Annotated in this window: 16 protein-coding genes; 13 read left to right on the top strand and 3 right to left on the bottom strand. The window is 70.3% G+C overall.

All coding sequences use genetic code 11. The annotated features are described in order from the left end of the window. Positions 1-297 precede the first annotated feature (297 nt). On the bottom strand, positions 298-1,767 hold the full coding sequence (locus tag V5F59_RS04540) for a multicopper oxidase family protein (protein ID WP_393980118.1): 1,470 nt from the start codon (positions 1,765-1,767) through the stop codon (positions 298-300). A 199-nt stretch (positions 1,768-1,966) separates the two neighbouring features. After that, complete coding sequence (locus tag V5F59_RS04535) at positions 1,967-2,653, bottom strand: VIT1/CCC1 transporter family protein (protein ID WP_393980120.1); 687 nt, start codon at positions 2,651-2,653, stop codon at positions 1,967-1,969. Positions 2,654-2,966: 313 nt separating this feature from the next. On the opposite strand from V5F59_RS04535, the gene V5F59_RS04530 reads away from it, so the two are divergent. From V5F59_RS04530 to V5F59_RS04470, 13 genes are all read left to right on the top strand, one after another. Next, positions 2,967-4,202 (top strand): LacI family DNA-binding transcriptional regulator, encoded by a 1,236-nt coding sequence (locus V5F59_RS04530; protein WP_393980122.1) that lies wholly within the window; start codon positions 2,967-2,969, stop codon positions 4,200-4,202. Beyond that, positions 4,199-4,873 carry an amino acid ABC transporter permease gene (locus V5F59_RS04525; protein WP_393980124.1) on the top strand — a complete coding sequence of 225 codons (675 nt, stop codon included), beginning with the start codon at positions 4,199-4,201 and terminating at the stop codon, positions 4,871-4,873. Before V5F59_RS04530 ends, V5F59_RS04525 begins: the two co-directional genes overlap by 4 nt. 12 nt (positions 4,874-4,885) lie before the next feature. Further along, positions 4,886-5,539 (top strand): amino acid ABC transporter permease, encoded by a 654-nt coding sequence (locus V5F59_RS04520; protein WP_393980126.1) that lies wholly within the window; start codon positions 4,886-4,888, stop codon positions 5,537-5,539. Between the two features lie 112 nt (positions 5,540-5,651). Then, positions 5,652-6,467, top strand: a complete 816-nt coding sequence (locus tag V5F59_RS04515) for a transporter substrate-binding domain-containing protein (protein WP_393980128.1) — start codon at positions 5,652-5,654, stop codon at positions 6,465-6,467. A 296-nt stretch (positions 6,468-6,763) separates the two neighbouring features. Continuing rightward, a complete protein-coding gene (locus tag V5F59_RS04510) occupies positions 6,764-7,546 on the top strand; it encodes an amino acid ABC transporter ATP-binding protein (RefSeq protein WP_393980130.1) in 783 nt (260 codons plus the stop codon). Positions 7,547-7,555: 9 nt separating this feature from the next. Continuing rightward, positions 7,556-8,470, top strand: a complete 915-nt coding sequence (locus tag V5F59_RS04505; protein ID WP_393980132.1) for a 2-dehydro-3-deoxygalactonokinase — start codon at positions 7,556-7,558, stop codon at positions 8,468-8,470. 18 nt (positions 8,471-8,488) lie between these two features. After that, entirely contained in the window at positions 8,489-9,118 is a 630-nt protein-coding gene (locus V5F59_RS04500; RefSeq protein WP_393980134.1) for a 2-dehydro-3-deoxy-6-phosphogalactonate aldolase, read from the top strand. Positions 9,119-9,316: 198 nt separating this feature from the next. Then, the gene (locus V5F59_RS04495; protein WP_393980136.1) at positions 9,317-10,288 is read left to right on the top strand and encodes an ABC transporter substrate-binding protein; all 972 of its coding nucleotides are present in this window, start codon (positions 9,317-9,319) and stop codon (positions 10,286-10,288) included. A gap of 10 nt (positions 10,289-10,298) precedes the next feature. Further along, entirely contained in the window at positions 10,299-11,120 is an 822-nt protein-coding gene (locus tag V5F59_RS04490) for an ABC transporter permease (RefSeq protein WP_393980138.1), read from the top strand. Between the two features lie 11 nt (positions 11,121-11,131). Beyond that, positions 11,132-11,983 (top strand): ABC transporter ATP-binding protein, encoded by an 852-nt coding sequence (locus V5F59_RS04485; RefSeq protein WP_393980140.1) that lies wholly within the window; start codon positions 11,132-11,134, stop codon positions 11,981-11,983. A 98-nt stretch (positions 11,984-12,081) separates the two neighbouring features. Continuing rightward, positions 12,082-13,950: a sensor histidine kinase gene (locus tag V5F59_RS04480; protein ID WP_393980142.1), complete on the top strand. Its 1,869-nt coding sequence runs from the start codon at positions 12,082-12,084 to the stop codon at positions 13,948-13,950. Further along, entirely contained in the window at positions 13,940-15,313 is a 1,374-nt protein-coding gene (locus V5F59_RS04475) for a sigma-54-dependent transcriptional regulator (protein WP_393980144.1), read from the top strand. Before V5F59_RS04480 ends, V5F59_RS04475 begins: the two co-directional genes overlap by 11 nt. Before the next feature lie 18 nt (positions 15,314-15,331). Further along, positions 15,332-16,174, top strand: a complete 843-nt coding sequence (locus V5F59_RS04470) for a beta-keto acid cleavage family enzyme (RefSeq protein WP_393980146.1) — start codon at positions 15,332-15,334, stop codon at positions 16,172-16,174. Between the two features lie 34 nt (positions 16,175-16,208). Here V5F59_RS04470 and V5F59_RS04465 read toward each other — a convergent pair whose 3' ends face one another. Continuing rightward, complete coding sequence (locus V5F59_RS04465) at positions 16,209-18,044, bottom strand: BatD family protein (RefSeq protein WP_393980148.1); 1,836 nt, start codon at positions 18,042-18,044, stop codon at positions 16,209-16,211. Position 18,045 lies beyond the last annotated feature (1 nt).

Genomic DNA, 18,045 nt, shown 5'->3' with positions numbered 1-18,045 from the left:
AGTCTCGGCCCACCAGCTGGAGCGCGATCCGGGCAAATTGAAACCATTGGCCCGGTGAATCGCCCGCCAACTCGCAGATAGAGACCGCGTTCTCTAAGGAAAGTCGCCGGAGCCGTATATATCGTGCATCGGCATGGCCGGCATGCGCCAGCCGCATGCCGGAAGCGGCGTGGCCGTTTCCAGGGCCCGCCGGGGCTTCTCCCGCAAGGAAAAGGACAGCGGCGCGCGCCCCTGCCGCGCCCCGGGCGAGGGCGGCGCCGGGCGCCCATTTGCGCGATGAGGGACCGCGCCGAGGGGTCAGGCCACCTTCAGCACCGACATCATGCCCGCGGCCATATGGTAGAGGTGATGGCAGTGAAGGTACCACTCCCCCTTCTGCCCGGCGTCGAAGGCGATGGTGACGGGCACCTGCGGCGGCACCAGCACCGTGTCCCGCACCGGGCCGGGGAAGCGCTTCCCGCCGATGCCCACCACCTGGAAATGGTGGCCGTGCAGGTGCATGGGGTGGCTCATGGCGGTGGGGTTCATGAAGGTCATCTCCACCCGCTCGCCCGAGCTCGCCGCGAACGGCGCCACCCCCTCCGCATAGGTCGCGCCGTTGATGGTCCAGCGATAGCCGGACTCTTCGCCCAGCATCACCGGAAACACCCGGTCGGCCGGCTTCTCGTCCAGCGGCCGGGAGGCGGCGAGCCGTCCCTCGAAGCCGAGGTCGATGAGGCCCTGCGGCGTGTCCGCCGTCTCGGCGACGCGTGGGATGGCTGCCCCGGCCGTCGCCAGCACCACGCCGGTGCGGCGGTCCGAGCCCTCCACCTGGGCCAGCACCGGGAAGGCGCCGCCGGTGGCCGGAATGCGCACCACGAGGTCGATGCGCTGGCCCTGGGCAAGGGGGAACACCTCCGCCCCCAAGGGCTCGCAGGGCGATCCGTCCACCGCGACGCAGCGGGGCCGCAGGTCCGGCACGGAAATGAAGAAGGCGGTGGCGGTGCCGCCATTGATGAGGCGCAGGCGCACCCGGGCGCCCTTCTCCACCTGCACCACCTCCGGATCGGCGAGGGTGCGCCGGTTGGCGAGAAAGGCGTCATAGGCCACATCGTTGGCATGCACCATCACCGCGCCCGCGCCGCTCGCGCCATGGGCGGAATGATCCATGCCCGCCATGGCATTGCCGCGTGCCGCGGGCGCCGCCGGCGTGGCAGCGCCATGGGCGCCGTGCCCGCCAGGGGCGGTGCCGCCGCCGAGGCCGGCGAGGATCTCCTGCGGGGTGCGGAAGGAGAAGTCGTGCAGCATCACCACCACGTCCTGCACGTCACCCGCGTCATCCTCCCGCGTGACGAGGGGTGCGGCGAGCAATTGCTGCTCGCTCAGCGTGTGAGAATGCATCCAGTGGGTGCCGGGGGTCAGCTCGAAATTCACGAAATCCGTCGCGCCGGCGGACAGTGCGCCGCCGCCGGGCCGGGCGCGGTCCTCCTCCGGGGGGGCCAGCACCTGGCCGTGCCAGTGCATCACCAGCGGCAGGTCGGTGGCGTTCAGCAGCGGGCCGGCGAGGCGCTCGCCGGCCTTGGCGAAGAGCCCGTCGCCGGACGGGCCGCGCACCGTGAAGACCTTGGCCGGCTTGCCGTTCACCTCCAGCACGGCGGTGTCCACCGTCAGAAGCGGCTCCGCCCGGGCGCTGCTCCAGCGCCCGGCGAGGGCGAGCGCGCCCATGGCCGCGCCACCGGCTAGCAGGCTGCGGCGGGTGAGACTGGGGAAAGCAGGCATCGACGTCATCAGTGGTCTCTCTGGCGCGGCGGCGCCCGCCGCCGGGGGTGCGATGACGCCCCAGAATTGTGCCTGCGCAGAGGCATACTCCGGGGCGCCGCCGAGCAAAAGATGGTGTTCCCGCCAGTTGGCCGTGCGGCCTTTCGCGGCACCGGACGGTGGCGCTGCGGCAGGCCGCGGGCCTCTCGCAGCGTCATGGTCGCGTGCTCTACACCGCATGCCCGATGAGGGCGCCGATGGCGGCGGTGACCGCCATGGCGAAGGCGCCCCAGAAGGTGACCCGCACCGTGGGCTTCAACACCGCCGCGCCGCCGACCTTCGCGCCCACCGCCCCCAGAACGGCAAGGCAGGCCAGCGACCCCGCCGAGACGACGAGGGGCACGGCGCCGGACGGCGCTGCCACCGTCAGCACCAGCGGCAGGGCCGCGCCCGCCGCGAAGGTGCCGGCCGAGGTGAGCGCCGCCTGCACCGGGCGGGCGACCATGTGCTCGGACAGGCCCAGCTCGTCCCGCATGTGGGCGCCGAAGGCGTCCTTGGCCGTCATCTGCTCGGCGACCTTCAGGGCGAGGGCCTTCTCGACGCCGCGCTCCACATAGATGGCGGCGAGCTCCGCCAGCTCCGCCTTGGGCTGCTCGGCCAGCTCCCGGCGCTCTCTTGCGAGGTCGGCGGCTTCCGTGTCGGCCTGGGAGCTGACGGAGACATATTCCCCTGCCGCCATGGACATGGCCCCGGCCACCAGCCCGGCGATGCCGGCCACCAGCGCCTCGCCGGTGCCGGTGGAGGCCGCCGCCACGCCCACCACGAGGCTGGCGGTGGAAATGATGCCGTCGTTGGCGCCGAGCACTGCGGCACGCAGCCAGCCGATGCGGGAGATGAGGTGGTTCTCGCGGTGCATGGTCCCTCCCTGCGACGGCGCGGGAGCGCGCCGGCCTGTCCTTATGGTGCAGCTTTAGCGCATCGAAGCTGACAGAGAGCTGACAATGCGCAACTGCGACGTGGCGGGATCGCCGCGGCCGCGGCAAACCTGAAGGAGGCGAAGGCGTTGCCCCATCGACCTGCGCCCGTTGCCCCCGACAGCGGCGGCGTCCGCCGGCGGACCGGTTTGGATCGATCTAATTTTTCGTTGACCACCCCGCTTTCCTTCCCTTAGACAAAACGTGCCGCGAGGCCCGGCAAGGGTCCGTGGACACGGGAGGACAGCGCAGGTGGTGGGCAAACGGAGCCGCAAGGCGGCCGCCCTGGTCGAGCGTGCCGCGAGGCCCGCGGCGACGGTGCAGCATGCGCCGGCAGTGGCGGCGCAGGCAGAGGACGCGCCGGCGCCCGGCGGCCATCGCGTGACGCTGAAGGACGTCGCGGCCCGCGCCGGCATGTCGCGCGCCACGGTCTCCCTCGTCCTGCGCAAGAGCCCCCTCGTCAGGCAAGAGACCCGCGCCAAGGTGGAAGCCGCCATGGCCGCGCTCGGCTATGTCTACAACCGCCGCGCGGCGAACCTGCGCTCCGGCGCCTCGCGCACCCTCGGGCTGGTGCTGTGCGAGATCACCACCCCCAATTATTCCCAGCTCACCGCCGGCATCGACGACGTGCTGGACGGCGAGGGCTACATGGCCTTCATCGCCAACACGGTGGAGGACGCCGCCCGCCAGCGCCGCGTGCTGGTGCGCATGCAGGAGCACGGGGTGGACGGCATCGTCGTCGTCCCGGCCGAGAACACCCGCGCCGACGCGCTGGAGGCCGGCCATTGCGCCGGCATGCCCTGCGTGCTCGCCCAGCGCCGGGTGGAGGGCTTCCCGGCCGACTATGTGGGGCCCGACTACGGCGCCGGCATGGAGCTGGTCACCGAGCACCTCATCGCCCTCGGCCACACCCGCATCGGCTTCGTGGGCGGCGTGCGGCGCATCGCGCCTCTGGCGGAGCGCCTCGCCGGCTTCCATCGCGCCCTGCGCCGCCACAAGCTGAAGAGCGGGCCGGTGGTGCCCTGCGCCGTGCTCGACCGCTCCTCCGGCTATGACGCCGGGCGCGAGCTGTTCGCCCGGCCCGACCATCCCTCGGCGGTGGTCTGCTACAACGACATCGTCGCCTTCGGCGTGATGCTGGCGCTCTCCGAGCGCGGCCTGGTGCCGGGCAGGGACGTGGCCGTGGTGGGCTGCGACGACGTGGCGGAGGCGGGCCTGCACCAGCCGACCCTCACCACCTTCACCACCGATCCGCGCGTGGTGGGCCGGGAGGCGGCGCGCCTGCTGCTGCGCCGCATCGCCCATCCGGACCGCCCGCGGGAGGAGATCGTGGTGCCGCCGCGCCTCGTCATCCGCCAGTCGTGCGGGAGCGGCCAAGCCACGTCGCGCAAGAGCCAAGGCAAGGACCAGGGCAAGAGCAGCAGCCACAAGAGCGGCGGCGGCGACACCGGCCGGCGCGCGCCCCATCGCACGCCAGGAGGCGCCCGATGAATTATGTCTTCCAGTTCGGGGACGTCTTCAACGCCTGGCCGGAGCTCCTGCTCGGCGCCTGGCTCACCATCCGCCTCTCCGGCCTGGCGATGACGCTCGGCCTCGTCGTGGCGGTGATCTGCGCGCTGGGCAAGACGCAGGGGCCGCGCCCGGTGCGCTGGCTGGTGGACCTCTATGTGGAGGTGATCCGCAACACGCCCTTCCTGGTGCAGATCTTCCTCATCTTCTTCGGCCTGCCGCGGGTGGGGCTCAGGCTCGACGCCAACGAGGCGGCGCTGCTCGCCATGGTGGTCAACGCCGGCGCCTATTGCACCGAGATCGTGCGCGCCGGCATCGAGACCATCCACAAGGGGCAGATCGAGGCGGGCCTCGCGCTCGGGCTCAAGCCGCTGCAGATCTTCACCCACATCGTCATCTTCCCGGCGCTGAAGGCCATCTACCCCGCCCTCACCAGCCAGTTCATCCTGCTGATGCTGACCTCCTCGGTGGTGTCCGCCATCTCGGCGGAGGAGCTCACCGCCATCGCCAACAACCTCCAGTCCCAGACGTTCCGCTCGTTCGAGATCTACATCGTGGTGACGGCGATGTACTTCGCCATGTCGCTGATGTTCGCCGGCGCCTTCGCCCTCATCTACCGCGCGGTGTTCGCGCGCTCCGATGCCGCCCGCTGAGGAGGAGGAGACATGATCCGCCAGTTCACCTCGGCCGAATTCCTCTTCCTCCTCATGGCGGTGCGCTGGACGCTGCTGCTCTCGCTGATCGCCTTCGCGGGCGGGGCGGCGTGCGGCCTCATGGTGGCGCTGGCGCGCACCTCGCCGTGGCGCTGGCTGCGCGTCCTCGCCGGCGCCTACATCCAGGTGTTCCAGGGCACGCCGCTGCTCATGCAGCTGTTCCTCGTCTTCTTCGGCGCGACCATGCTGGGCTCGTCCATCGACCCGCTCGCCGCCGCCGCCATCGGCCTCACGCTCAACGCGGCGGCCTTCCTGGGGGAGATCTGGCGCGGCTGCATCCAGGCCATCCCGAAGGGACAGTGGGAGGCCTCCACGGCGCTGGGCCTGCACTATGTCACGCGGATGAAGGAGATCATCCTGCCGCAGGCGGCGAAGATCGCGGTGGCGCCCACGGTGGGCTTCCTGGTGCTGCTGGTGAAGAGCACCTCGCTCGCCTCCATCATCGGCTTCGTGGAGCTGACGCGCGCCGGGCAGATCGTGAACAACGCCACGTTCCGGCCGTTCCTCGTCTTCGGCATCGTCGCCGCCATCTACTTCGCCTTGTGCTGGCCGCTCTCGCTCTATGCCCGGCACCTGGAGAAACGCTTTGGCACCGTATCGCGTTGATCCGGAGCACGCGCCGGCCGGCCTGCGCCGCAGGCTGACCGGACAACGCGTTCTCCCTCTTCAAGTCTGACCCAAAGGCCGCGCGAACAGCGGCAACCCGGAGGAAAGCAAGATGAATTTCGGCACCTTCCTGAAGGCCGCGCGACGCGGCGTGGCGGCGCTGGGCCTCGCGGCGCTCGCCGCCACCGGCCTCTCCCACGGGGCCTCGGCCCAGAGCATCGACGACATCCTCTCCAAGAAGAAGCTCACCGTCGGCATGCTGGTGGACGTGGCTCCCTTCGGCCTGCTGGACACACAGGGCAAGCCGGAAGGCTATGACGCGGACGTGGCTCGCCTCATGGGCAAGTATCTGGGCGTGGAGGTGGAGCTCGTGCCCGTCACCGGCCCCAACCGCATCCCTTACCTGCTCACCAACAAGGTGGACGTGCTGATCGCCGTGTTCGGCATCACGCCCGAGCGCGCCAAGCAGGTGATGTTCTCCATCCCCTACTCCACCATCGAGATCCAGCTGATCGGCCCGAAGAAGCTGGAGATCAAGAGCCTCGACCAGACGGTGGGCAAGAAGATCGCAGTGGCCCGCGCCTCCACCCAGGACACCGCGCTCACCGCCGCCGTGCCGAAGGGCGCCACCATCATGCGCTTCGACGACGACGCCACCGCCGCCCAGGCCTTCATCTCCGGCCAGGTGGACCTGCTCGGCGCCAACAACCTCATCGGCACCCAGCTCGCCGAGGCGAACCCGGACATGGGCATCGAGAAGAAGATCACCCTGCGCAGCCAGTACAACGGCATCACCGTGCGCCGCGGCTCCACCGACTTCCTGCAGTGGATCAATACCTTCCTCTACTTCGTGAAGAACAATGGCGAGCTCGACGCCATCAACCAGAAGTGGTTCAAGGTGCCGCTGCCGACGCTGCCGACCTTCTGACCGTCCCGGGCAGCCGTCATCCCCGGCTTGTCCTCAAGCCGGGGGACACCGGCGGAAGGCCCCCCCTCCCCGGACAAGCGACACCGAAGGTGGAGCGCCGATCCGGGGCCCAGGGGAAAGTTCGGCGCAGCCGGCAACAAATGCGGCGTTCTCCGCCATTGCCGCCTGTGGTGAACTCCTGCGCCGGGCCCCGGCTCTCCTTCCGCTCCCGCTCCGGTCGGCCGGGGCACGAGGCGGCTTTGCAGGCAAGCGTCAGGTCACATCGACACGCCCAAGGATTTGAGAAGGGCCTGGAAATGCTCACTCCCACCCCCGTCGACAGCAGCCCCGCCGGCGCCGACCGCCCTGTCATGATCCACATGGAGGGCGTGGAGAAGTATTACGGCAGCTACCATGCGCTGAAGGCCGTGAACCTGGACGTGCGCGCCGGCGAGCGCATCGTCATCTGCGGGCCCTCGGGCTCCGGCAAGTCCACGCTCATCCGCTGCATCAATGCGCTGGAGCACCACCAGGGCGGGCGCATCGTGGTGGACGGCATCGAGGTCGGTTCCTCCGCGCGCGGGCTCGACAAGGTGCGCGCCGAGGTGGGCATGGTGTTCCAGTCGTTCAACCTGTTCCCGCACCTCACCGTGCTGCAGAACTGCACCCTCGCCCCGCGCAAGGTGCGCGGCCTCGCGCCGAAGGAGGCGGAGGCCATCGCCATGAAATATCTCGAGCGCGTGCGCATTCCCGAGCAGGCGAACAAGTATCCGGGCCAGCTGTCCGGCGGCCAGCAGCAGCGCGTCGCCATCGCCCGCGCCCTGTGCATGGCGCCGAAGGTGATGCTGTTCGACGAGCCCACCTCCGCCCTCGACCCCGAGATGGTGAAGGAGGTGCTCGACACCATGATCTCCCTGGCCCACGACGGCATGACCATGATCTGCGTGACCCATGAGATGGGCTTCGCCCGGCAGGTGGCCGACCGGGTGATCTTCATGGACAAGGGCGAGATCGTGGAGGAAGGCCCGCCCTCGACCTTCTTCGCCAATCCGAAGAACGAGCGCACGCGCGCCTTCCTCGGCCAGATCCTGCACCACTGACGGCTGCCCATGACGCCCGCGCTCATCACGCTCGACTGGGGCACCTCCTCGCTCCGCGCCTATCTGATGGCCGCGGACGGGACCGTGCTCGACCGCCGGGCGAGCGGACAGGGCATCATGGCGCTGGGCGGCGCCACCTTTCCCGGAGTGCTGGCGGCCGTCGCCGGGGGCTGGGCGCACGCGCACGGCCCGCTGCCGGTGCTGCTCTCCGGCATGGTGGGCAGCCGCCAGGGCTGGGTGGAGGCGCGCTACGCCCCCTGCCCCGCCGGCCTCGCCGACCTCGCCGCCGCTTTGGTGGACGTGCCCGACGCCCCGCCCGGCTTCGGCCGCGTCGCCGTCGTGCCCGGCGTGCTGAAGGACGAGGAGGCCGCGCCGGACGTGATCCGCGGCGAGGAGGTGGAGGTGCTGGGCGCCCTCTCCCGACTGCGGCTGAGCGACGGGCTGTTCGTGCTGCCCGGCACCCATTCCAAATGGGTGCGGGTGCGGGAGGGGGCCATCGCCACCTTTTCCACCTACATGACCGGCGAGGTGTTCGCGGCCCTGAAGGGCCACACCATCCTCGGCCGGATGATGGGCGACGGCGGTTTCTCGCCGGACGGCTTCCGCCGCGGCGTCGAGGCGGCAGCCGGCCTCACCGGCGGCGCCGGCGCCCTGCTCGGGCGGCTGTTCTCCATCCGAGCGCTGGGGCTGACGGGACGGCTCGCGGAGGCGGACAGCGCCGACTTCCTCTCCGGCCTCCTCATCGGCGCCGAGCTCATGGACGCCACCCGGGGGCACGAGCCCTTCACCCTGGTCGCCAACCCCGCCCTGACGGAGCGCTACGAGGTCGCGGCGACCCGCCTCGGCCTGCCGCAAGCGCGGGCGCCGGACGGGTGCGGACCGGCGGGGCAGTTCGCGGTGGCGCAGGCCGCCGGCTTCATCTGACTGAGGGACTTCAAGACGATGCCGTCGAACTTCCAGAATGCGCTCGCGGCCTGCCCGCTCGTCGCCATCCTGCGCGGACTGAAGCCGGACGAGGCTTTGGACGTGGGCGCGGCGCTGGTGGAGGCGGGCTTCTCCATCATCGAGGTGCCGCTGAATTCGCCGAACCCGCTGACGTCCATCAGACTGCTGGCGGACTCCTTCGGCGACAAGGCTTTGATCGGTGCCGGGACGGTGCTTTCGCCGGACGACGTCAGGGCGGTGAAGGCGGCTGGCGGACGCCTCATCGTCATGCCCCATGCCGACCTGGAGGTGATCCGCGCCGCCAAGGCGGAGGGTCTCTCCTGCACCCCCGGGGTCGCCACCCCCACCGAGGCCTTCGCAGCCCGCAAGGCCGGGGCCGACGCCCTGAAGCTGTTCCCGGCGGAGGGGATTCCGCCTGTGATCGTAAAGGCTTGGAAAGCGGTTCTGAGTGACGTCCCGCTGCTGCCGGTGGGCGGCATCGACGCCTCGAACATGGCCCAATACCGCGCCGCCGGGGCGGACGGCTTCGGCATCGGCTCGGCCCTGTACAAGCCCGGCAAGAGCGCCCCGGCCATCGCCGCCGACGCCCGGACCCTCGTCGCCACCGCCCGCCCCCTCTTCCCCTGACCCGGCGGCGAAATCCCGCCGCCGGGGAGCGGCAGGTGGCGGATTTCCGCCACACCGGACCCGCGCCTGACGCAAAAACCAGTTTGGAATCAAGGACAACAGGCTGCCATCCACGCATCGCATGGCTGGCATGCGCGATGCAAGGAAAGGCGCATCATCCGAACCGGCCGCAGCGCCGGAGCCCCTGGGAGAAGCGCCTTGCTGAGCAAACTTCGCGTCACCGCCACCCTCATGTCCGCCGCCCTCCTCGCCGCCGTCGCTGGCGGAGCGGCCTCCGCGCAGGAGGTGGTGCGTGTGGGCAACCTGAAGCTCGCCCATTTCGCCGGCGTCTCCTACATGAAAGAGATCGCCGCGAGCTGCGGAATCACCATTGATCTCAAGCTCTTCCCCAAGGGGCCTGACGTGATGCAGGCGATCCTCGCCGGCGAGCTGGACGTGGGCGCCACCGCCTCCGAGGCAGCCATTTCCGGTCGCGGCAACGGTGCCCCCATCTATATCGTCGGCGGCTTCGCCAGCGGCGGCGCCCGCCTCCTGGCCACGCCGGAGTCCGGCATCAAGTCCGTGACCGACATGAAGGGCAAGCGCGTCGGCGTCACCCGCGGCTCCATCCAGGAGGTGCTGCTGGCCGCGGAGCTCGGCAAAAACGGTATGTCCGCCAAGGACATCAACATCATTTACCTGGGCTATCCGGACCTCAACCAGGCCCTCCTGCAGAAGCAGGTGGACGCCATCATGCAGACCGAGCCGCAGTCCGCCCAGGCCATCGCCCGCGGCTTCGGCATCGAGGTGCTGAAGCCCTACGACACCCCCGTCGGCTCACCCATCCGCACGCTGGTGATGAGCGAGAAGTTCTACAAGGAACATTCCGACGCTGCGAAGAAACTGATGGATTGCTTCGTGAAGGCCCAGAAAACCTTCATGAATGACCCCAAGGCGGCCGAGAAGTTCGTCACCCAGGACGTGTTCAAGGGCCAGCTGACGGCCGAGGAGTTCCAGGAGGCCCTGGCCAATTCGCCCTACACCCTCGAGATGAGCGCCGACCACATCCAGAAGACCACGGACGTGATGGCCAAGTACGGCGTCGGCAAGATGTCGACCCCTGCCAAGGCCGAGGACTGGGTGAAGCTCGACCTCCTCGATACCGCCAAGGCCTCCAACGGCGTGAAGTGAGGCAGGATCCATGACCAAATCCCGTCTCCGGGCCCTCGGCGAGGGGCTCCTCGTGCCCGTCGCCGTCATCCTCATCTGGCAGCTCGCCTGCTCCGCCGGCTGGGTCAATCCCATGGTGCTGCCCTCGCCGGTGGCGGTTGCGGCGCGCTGGTGGGCCTACCTCGCCCCGCTCGAAGCCTATGATCCCGCAGCAGGATCCTGGCTCGCGTGGCTATTCTCCGGCGAGATGATCCACGATTCCCTCTCCAGCCTCTCGCGCGTGGTGATGGGCTTTGCGGTGGGCGCTGGCCTCGCCCTTCCCCTTGGCCTGTTCATGGGGACGAGCGATGCCATCTACCGCCACATCAACCCTCTGATGCAGGTGCTGCGGCCGATCCCGCCCATCGCCTACATCCCGCTGTCCATCCTGTGGTTCGGGCTCGGCAACGCGCCGGCGGTGTTCCTCATCGCCATCGGCGCCTTCTTCCCGGTGCTCATGAACACCATCGCCGGCGTGCGCCATGTGGACAGCATCTACATCCGCGCCGCCCGCAGCCTCGGGGCGAGCCGCCTCACCATCTTCCGGCGGGTGATCCTGCCGGCGGCGACGCCCTACATCCTCTCGGGCGCGCGCATCGGCATCGGCACGGCCTTCATCGTGGTGATCGTGGCGGAGATGATCGCGGTCAACAACGGCCTCGGCTTCCGCATCCTGGAGGCGCGGGAATACTTCTGGTCGGACAAGATCATCGCCGGAATGCTGACGATCGGCCTCATCGGCCTCGCCATCGACCTCGCGGTGAGCCGCCTCAACTCCCATCTGCTGCGCTGGCATCGCGGCCTGGAATCCTGAAGGGAACCGCCATGTCCATGCCCGCCCTTTCCAGCCTCGCCGCAACCCCGGCCGCCCTTGCGGGTGCCGCTTCCCCCCATATCGTCGTGTCGGGGGTGGACAAGAGGTTCGCCGTCCCCGGCGGCGAGATCGTCGCCCTCAAGGACATCGACCTCACCATCAACCGGGGCGAGTTCGTCTGCCTGCTCGGCCCCTCGGGCTGCGGAAAGTCGACGCTGCTCAATGCCATCGCCGGCTTTTCCCCCCCGTCCCGCGGCGCCATCACCGTGGAAGGCCGCGCGGTGCGCGACCCCGGCCCGGACCGGGGCATGGTGTTCCAGGAATACGCTCTGTTTCCCTGGATGACGGTGGCGGACAACATCGCCTTCGGTCTCGAGATCAAGGGGATGAGCCGCGCCCAGATCGAGCCGAAGGTGGCCGAGCTGCTCGCCATGCTGAAGCTCGCCGAGTTTCGCGACCGCTTCCCGAAGGACCTGTCCGGCGGCATGCGCCAGCGCGTCGCCATCGCCCGCGTGCTGGCCCTCGACAGCCCGGTGATGCTGATGGACGAGCCCTTCGGCGCCCTCGATGCGCTCACCCGCCGCTCCCTCCAGGACGAGCTGCTGCGCATCTGGGCGGCCACCGGCAAGACCATCGTCTTCGTCACCCACTCCATCGAGGAATCCATCTACCTCGCCGACCGCATCGTCGTGCTCACCTACCGGCCGGGCACCATCAAGCAGGACATCAGGGTCGAGCTGCCGCGCCCGCGTGACAGTTCCTCCTCCGCCTTCAACACCCTGAAGCGGGATCTCGGCGCCCTCGTCACCGCCGAGCAGCACCGCTTCGAGGAGGTGGAGGTCAAAGGCTTGACCACCGACTGAGCGAGGCCCAGCATCCGTCCCCGCAGGCGCCGGACGAGCCGCGCCCGTCCGGGTCCATGAAGTCTGCCAGACACTTGCGCGCTGGAGACGGGAGCCCCATGCGATCGAACCGCGCCGCGGCCCTGCGCGTCGTGCTGCTCGCCCTGCTGGCGGCCGCAGCGGTCCTCGCCGTGCTGAAGGCCGGCGAGATTGCGGAAGGACGCGTGGGCGAGCGGCTTGCGAGCGACACCCGCCACCGGGCGGAGATCTACGCCCAGAGCCTCGAAGGCGCCATCGAGCGCTTCGGCTACCTGCCGGACGCGGCAGCCCTCGACGTCAACGTGCAGCGCCTGCTGGCATCCCCAGACGATGCGGCGCAGGTGGCGCGGGTCAACGCCTATCTCGAAACCCTCAACCACGCGGCCGGCGGCACGGTGCTCTACCTGCTGAAATCGGATGGACGCACCATCGCCGCCTCCAACTGGAACACGCCGGAAACCTATGTGGGCGCGGACTTCAGCTACCGCCCCTATTTCACCGAGGCCATGGCCGGCCACGCCGGGCGCTTCTTCGCCGTGGGCACGCTCACCGGCGTTCCGGGCTATTTCATCAGCGCGCCGGTGATGCGGGACGGCAGGATCGCCGGCGTGATGGCCACCAAGGTCAATCTCGATCCGCTCGAAGCCGTCTGGCACGAGGCGGCGGACAAGGTGCTGGTGGCGGACGAGCACGGCATCGTCTTCCTTGCCTCCGATCCGCGGTTCAAGTTCCGCAGCCTCAAGACCATCGATGCCGCAACCGCCGCCGAGATCGCCCGCACCCGCCAGTATGGGCACAAGTCCTATCCCCTGCTCCGCCTCGGGCAGATGCAGGAGAGCGGCGGTATCACCCTTGTCGCCGGATCGGACATCGAGCCCGGCGGCCTCGTCCTGCGCGACGAGAAGGACCTTCCCACCTACGGCTGGCGGCTGCTGCTGTTCGCCGATGCCGCTCCCGTGCAGCTGGCCGGGCGCAGCGCGCGGATCGGCGTGACCCTGACCCTCGCCATCCTCGGCCTCATCGGCCTCTATTGGCGCCAGCACCTGAAGCGGGCGCGGGAGAGCCTTGCGGCGCAGGCGGCCCTTGCCGCCGCCCATCGCGAGCTGGAGGGCAAGGTCGCCGCGCGCACCGGCGACCTGTCCGCCGCCAACACCCGCCTCGCCGCCGAGATCGAGGAGCGCCGCCGGGCCGAGAACGATCTGCGCGCCGCCCAGGACGAGCTGGTGCAGGCGGCCAAGATGGCGACGCTGGGCCAGATGGCGGCCGGCGTGACCCACGAGCTCAACCAGCCGCTCACCGCCTTGCGGGCCCTCGCGGACAATGCCGCCAAGCTCCTGGATCACGGGCGCGAGGCGGAAGCCAAGGCCAATCTCGGCCGCATCGCCGCGCTGGTGGACAGGCTCGGCAAGATCACCGGGCAGCTGCGCGCCTTCGCCCGCAAGAGTTCCAGCGAGAAGGGGCCGGTGGACGTGGCGTCCGTGCTCGCCGAGAGCCTCGCCATCCTCGGCCCGCGCATCCGCGCCGCCGGCGTCACCGTCAGCTCGCGGCTGGATCCGGACGCGACCATGGCGGAGTTCGAGCCCATCCGTCTCAGCCAGGTGCTGGTGAATCTGGTGGGCAATGCCCTCGACGCGGTGAAGGGGCGCGCCGGCGCGTTCGTGCGTGTCGCCACGCGGCGGGAGGGCGGACGCATCGTCCTCACGGTGGAGGACAACGGCCCCGGCCTGCCACCGGAAATGCTGGAGCGGATCTTCGACCCCTTCTTCACCACCAAGCCGGCGGGCGAGGGCCTGGGCCTGGGCCTGCCCATCTCGCTCGCCATCGCGCGCGAGTTCGGCGCCACCCTCACGGCGCGCGGGCGCGCGGACGGGGGTGTCGCCTTCGACCTTGCCATGGATGCCGCGGACGCCGACCGTCGCGGCGAGGAGCCCCTGCGCCATGTTTCCTGACCGGGCCTTTGCCGAGCCGGAGGCGGCGGCGCGCCATGCGAGCCGCCCGCGCGTGCTGCTGATCGACGACGAGGAGATGATCCGCATCTCCATCGAGCAGACCCTTGACCTCGCCGGCATCGAGGTCACGTGTTTCGACAGCGCGGAAGCGGCCCTTCCCGCCATCGACCGCGATTTTCCGGGCATCGTTGTCACCGACGTGCGTCTGCCGAACCGCGACGGGCTCGGGCTGCTCTCCGATGCCCGCCGGCGCGATCCCGAGTTGCCGGTGGTGCTCATCACCGGCCATGGCGACGTGGCCATGGCGGTGACCGCCATGCGGGAGGGCGCCTACGACTTCATCGAGAAGCCCTTCGTCGGGGACGCCTTCGTCGAGGTGGTGAAGCGCGCTCTGGAGAAGCGCGCCCTCGTCATGGAGAACCGCCGCCTGCGCACCGCCCTTGACCGGGGCGACGCCATCGAGCGCTGCCTCGTCGGCCAGTCTCCCGCCCTGCGTCGGCTGCGCGACGACGTGGCCCAGCTCGCCTCCACGTCCGCCGACGTGCTGGTGCTGGGGGAGACCGGCGCCGGCAAGGAACAGGTGGCCCGCGCCCTGCACGAAGGCGGCAGCCGGCGCGACAAGCCCTTTGTCGCGGTCAATTGCGGCGCCATTCCCGAGAGCATGTTCGAGAGCGAGATGTTCGGCCACGAGGCCGGCGCCTTCACCGGAGCCGGCAAGCGGCGGGTGGGCAAGATCGAGTACGCTTCCGGCGGCACCCTCTTCCTCGATGAGGTGGAGAGCATGCCGCTCGCCATGCAGGTGAAGCTGCTGCGCGTGCTGCAGGACCGCCGGATCGAGCGGCTCGGCTCCAACACGCCCATCCCCGTGGACCTGCGCGTCATCGCCGCCACCAAGGAGGACCTCGGCGCCCTCGCCGACGCGGGTCGCTTCCGCAAGGACCTGTTCTTCCGCCTCGACGTGGTGAAGCTCTCCCTCCCGCCGCTGCGGGAGCGGCGGGAGGACATCCCGCTGCTGTTCGAGCTGTTCCTGGTGCAGGCGGCGGTGAAGTACCAGCGCCCGGTCATCGAGGTGCCGCCGTCGCTCCGCCGCGCGCTCATGCTGGCGGACTGGCCCGGCAACGTGCGCGAATTGAAGAATGCGGCCGAGCGCTACATGCTCGGCTTCCTCGCGCCGGACTTCGCCTCCGGCGCTGCCGCCGCGCCGAGCCTCAACGAGCTGCTCGACCGGGTGGAGCGCCTCGTGATCGAGGATGCGCTCAAGGCCTCCGGCCACCGTGTCTCCGCCGCTGCCCTGGCGCTCAACATTCCCCGCAAGACCCTGCACGACCGCATGAAGCGGCTGGGCCTGACGACCAACGACTGACCCTTTCCGGAACCCATGATGACCCCACCCGACGCCCGCGACTGGCCACCCCTCATCATCGCCAACGCCCCGAACGGCGCCTCCCGCACCAAGGCGGACCATCCGGCCCTACCCATGACCGCCGCCGATCTCGCGCGCACTGCGGCCGAGATCGCCGAGGCGGGCGCCGCGCTCATCCACATCCATGTGCGCGATGCCGAGGGGCGTCACCTGCTCGATGCCGACGCCTACCGGGAGGCCACCGCCGCCATTCGCGCCGAAGTGGGCACGCGCCTCGTGGTGCAGGTCACCTCCGAGGCGGCCGGCCGCTACAAGGCCCCGGAGCAGATCGCCGTGGTGCGCGCGGTGCGCCCGGAAGCCGTCTCCCTGGCGTTGCGCGAGATCGTTCCGGACGAGGCCTCGGAGCCGGCCGCCGCCGATTTCTTCGCCTGGCTGCGGCGCGAGAAGGTGTTCGTGCAGATCATCCTCTACAGCGCTGAGGAGGTGGTGCGCTACGCGACGCTGAAGGCGCGCGGCGTGCTGGGCGAGGGGGAGGACTTCCCGCTGTTCGTGCTCGGCCGCTACACCGCCGGGCAGGTCTCCACGCCCGCCGATCTTCTGCCCTTTCTCGCCGCCGGGGCGCCGCCACGGCTGTGGGCCATGTGCGCCTTCGGGCCCAAGGAGAATGCCTGCGCGCTGGTCGCGGCGGGGCTTGGCGGTCATGTGCGCGTGGGCTTCGAGAACAACCTGTTCGCGCCCGATGGCACGCTGGCCGCGAACAACGCCGCCCAGGTGCGCCGTGCGGCGGAGGGGGCGCGGCACCTCGGCCGCCCCCTCGCCACCGCCGACGACCTGCGCACTCTGATGACCTGCGCACCCTGATGACCTGAAGACGGCCCCTGGTCGCGGACGGACTTTAGCCAGCGCCGGGGTAAAGCGGCGCAAGGCGGGAAGCGGCGGGGCGGCCCGGCCCCCTGGTCCACGCCTTCTGCTCGGCCGTGAACGCCCGCTGGAAGGCGCGCCCGTTCCAGCCGCCGGCCGTGCCGGCATAAAGGTGCTGGCCGATCTCGGCGAGCGCCGCCGTCATCTGCGGCGTCGACGGCTTGAGGGCGCGCGTCTGCCCGCAGGCGCGACGGTGCCAGGCCAGATAGGCCGCATGGGCCGCCACCGCATCGCCCTTGCGGCAGGCCTCCTGGACCGCTCGGACGAGATCCTTCGCATCCGTCTTCGACGCGGCGACGACCCGGGAGGGCGACGGGGACGTCCGCCGCGGGTCAGGCGCCGTCTTCCGGACCACGGTCGGGGGACGCACCGGGCCTGCGCCCCGTCGGCGGACGAGAAGCAGGACGACAAGAACCAGCACAGCGCCACCAGCGACGGCATAGAAGGCTTCGCGCAGCGATCCCTGGACCAGCGCCATCAGTTGCGCCGGAATGCGAAGTCCGCCACCCGCCGGTGCCTCCGGCGCCGTGTCCGCGATCGTGCCGCCCGCCGCCTTCGCGCCCGAGACCTCGCGACGGGATGCCGCGCTGTCCCCGGAAGCGGCGGGACCGGCGGGTGCCGGGCGATCCGACGGCTGGCGCAGGGCCAGCGGCTCCGCCTCCACGTCCGAAGGAGCGATGGTGATGGTCTCCTCCGGCAGGACCGCCGTCTCCACCTGCTGGGTCGCCGTATTCCACCAGGGAATGCTGATCGCCGGCAGCGTCAGCGGGCCGGGGCGGGTGGGGACGATGGATACGCGCTGGGCGGAGATCACCGCGCGCATGCCGTCGATCAGCTTCGGCTGCGGCGGAATCGCGGTGGGATACTGGCGGGCGCCGCCCACGTCGGGGATGTCGATGGGCGGCATCTGGCGCGGGCTCGTGCCCACCACCTGAAGGGTGACGAGATACATGAGGGCGGAGCCCACCTTGGCCCTGTCCAACGAGGTGATCCATGCGCGGTTCAACCGCACCGCGCGCGCTGGCAGGAACCAGCCCTGCACCTGAGGCGGCCGCGGCTGCACCGGGATCTCGAGAGCATTGGAGGTGAGGGTCGTCGGCGCCTGCCCGCCCTGCTGGTCGATGACCACATCCACCGGCCCCACGGTCACGGTGCCGTCGCGCTGGGGCCGCAGCACGTAGGGCAGCTCGCGCACCACGTAATTCTGGCCGCCGAAGGTCCGCGGATAGGACCGCCACCGGCTTTGCGGCAGGAGGGGCAGCCCGTCCGCCACCGGCACGCCGGGCACGAACTGGCCGGACAAAGGCGAGCCGACCCGCTGGTAGATGCGCAGGCGCACGGGCACCTCGCTCAACACGAAATAGGGCCCCGCGTTGGCGGCCTCCAGAGACACGGACGCCGGCGCGTTGTCCGCGGGCCCGCGCACCACGCCGGGGTTCACCAGCAGGGTCTGCGCCTCCGAGGTCTGCCCCGCCACCGTCAGCGGCGGGATGGTGAGGCGGCCCGCGTGCTTCGGCGCCAGGGTCAGCCGCCAGATGGTGATCGGCACCTCGCGGCCGTCGACGGGCGCCGTCATGGTCCCCTTGCGCCGGTCGAGGATGTCGAAATCCCGGGTCAGGGGGGTGACGTTGGGCGGCTCGACGCTGTCCCCGTCCACAAGGCCGAGATTGAGGTCGAACGTATCGCCCGTGTCGATCGGCGGACTTTCCACCTCCGCCACGAACGGCCCGGCCACCGCCGGCTGGCCTGTGGACAGCCAACCGGCTGCGAGCAGGAGGCAGACGAGGACGAGGGGAAGCAATCGCCGCATG

Source organism: Xanthobacter nonsaccharivorans (assembly GCF_043194755.2).
Taxonomy (GTDB): domain Bacteria; phylum Pseudomonadota; class Alphaproteobacteria; order Rhizobiales; family Xanthobacteraceae; genus Xanthobacter; species Xanthobacter autotrophicus_G.
Note: the sequence above shows the minus strand (reverse complement) of the source record. Positions and strands in the feature narration are given on the sequence as shown.

What these genes read in the sequence shown, in the direction of transcription:
- V5F59_RS04515 (WP_393980128.1), top strand. Translation starts at nt 5,652, where the DNA reads ATGAATTTCGGCACCTTCCTGAAGGCCGCGCGACGCGGCGTGGCGGCG.
- V5F59_RS04485 (WP_393980140.1), top strand. Translation starts at nt 11,132, where the DNA reads ATGTCCATGCCCGCCCTTTCCAGCCTCGCCGCAACCCCGGCCGCCCTT.
- V5F59_RS04540 (WP_393980118.1), bottom strand. Translation starts at nt 1,767, where the DNA reads ATGACGTCGATGCCTGCTTTCCCCAGTCTCACCCGCCGCAGCCTGCTA.
- V5F59_RS04525 (WP_393980124.1), top strand. Translation starts at nt 4,199, where the DNA reads ATGAATTATGTCTTCCAGTTCGGGGACGTCTTCAACGCCTGGCCGGAG.
- V5F59_RS04475 (WP_393980144.1), top strand. Translation starts at nt 13,940, where the DNA reads ATGTTTCCTGACCGGGCCTTTGCCGAGCCGGAGGCGGCGGCGCGCCAT.
- V5F59_RS04470 (WP_393980146.1), top strand. Translation starts at nt 15,332, where the DNA reads ATGACCCCACCCGACGCCCGCGACTGGCCACCCCTCATCATCGCCAAC.
- V5F59_RS04465 (WP_393980148.1), bottom strand. Translation starts at nt 18,044, where the DNA reads ATGCGGCGATTGCTTCCCCTCGTCCTCGTCTGCCTCCTGCTCGCAGCC.
- V5F59_RS04500 (WP_393980134.1), top strand. Translation starts at nt 8,489, where the DNA reads ATGCCGTCGAACTTCCAGAATGCGCTCGCGGCCTGCCCGCTCGTCGCC.
- V5F59_RS04505 (WP_393980132.1), top strand. Translation starts at nt 7,556, where the DNA reads ATGACGCCCGCGCTCATCACGCTCGACTGGGGCACCTCCTCGCTCCGC.
- V5F59_RS04535 (WP_393980120.1), bottom strand. Translation starts at nt 2,653, where the DNA reads ATGCACCGCGAGAACCACCTCATCTCCCGCATCGGCTGGCTGCGTGCC.
- V5F59_RS04480 (WP_393980142.1), top strand. Translation starts at nt 12,082, where the DNA reads ATGCGATCGAACCGCGCCGCGGCCCTGCGCGTCGTGCTGCTCGCCCTG.
- V5F59_RS04490 (WP_393980138.1), top strand. Translation starts at nt 10,299, where the DNA reads ATGACCAAATCCCGTCTCCGGGCCCTCGGCGAGGGGCTCCTCGTGCCC.
- V5F59_RS04520 (WP_393980126.1), top strand. Translation starts at nt 4,886, where the DNA reads ATGATCCGCCAGTTCACCTCGGCCGAATTCCTCTTCCTCCTCATGGCG.
- V5F59_RS04510 (WP_393980130.1), top strand. Translation starts at nt 6,764, where the DNA reads ATGCTCACTCCCACCCCCGTCGACAGCAGCCCCGCCGGCGCCGACCGC.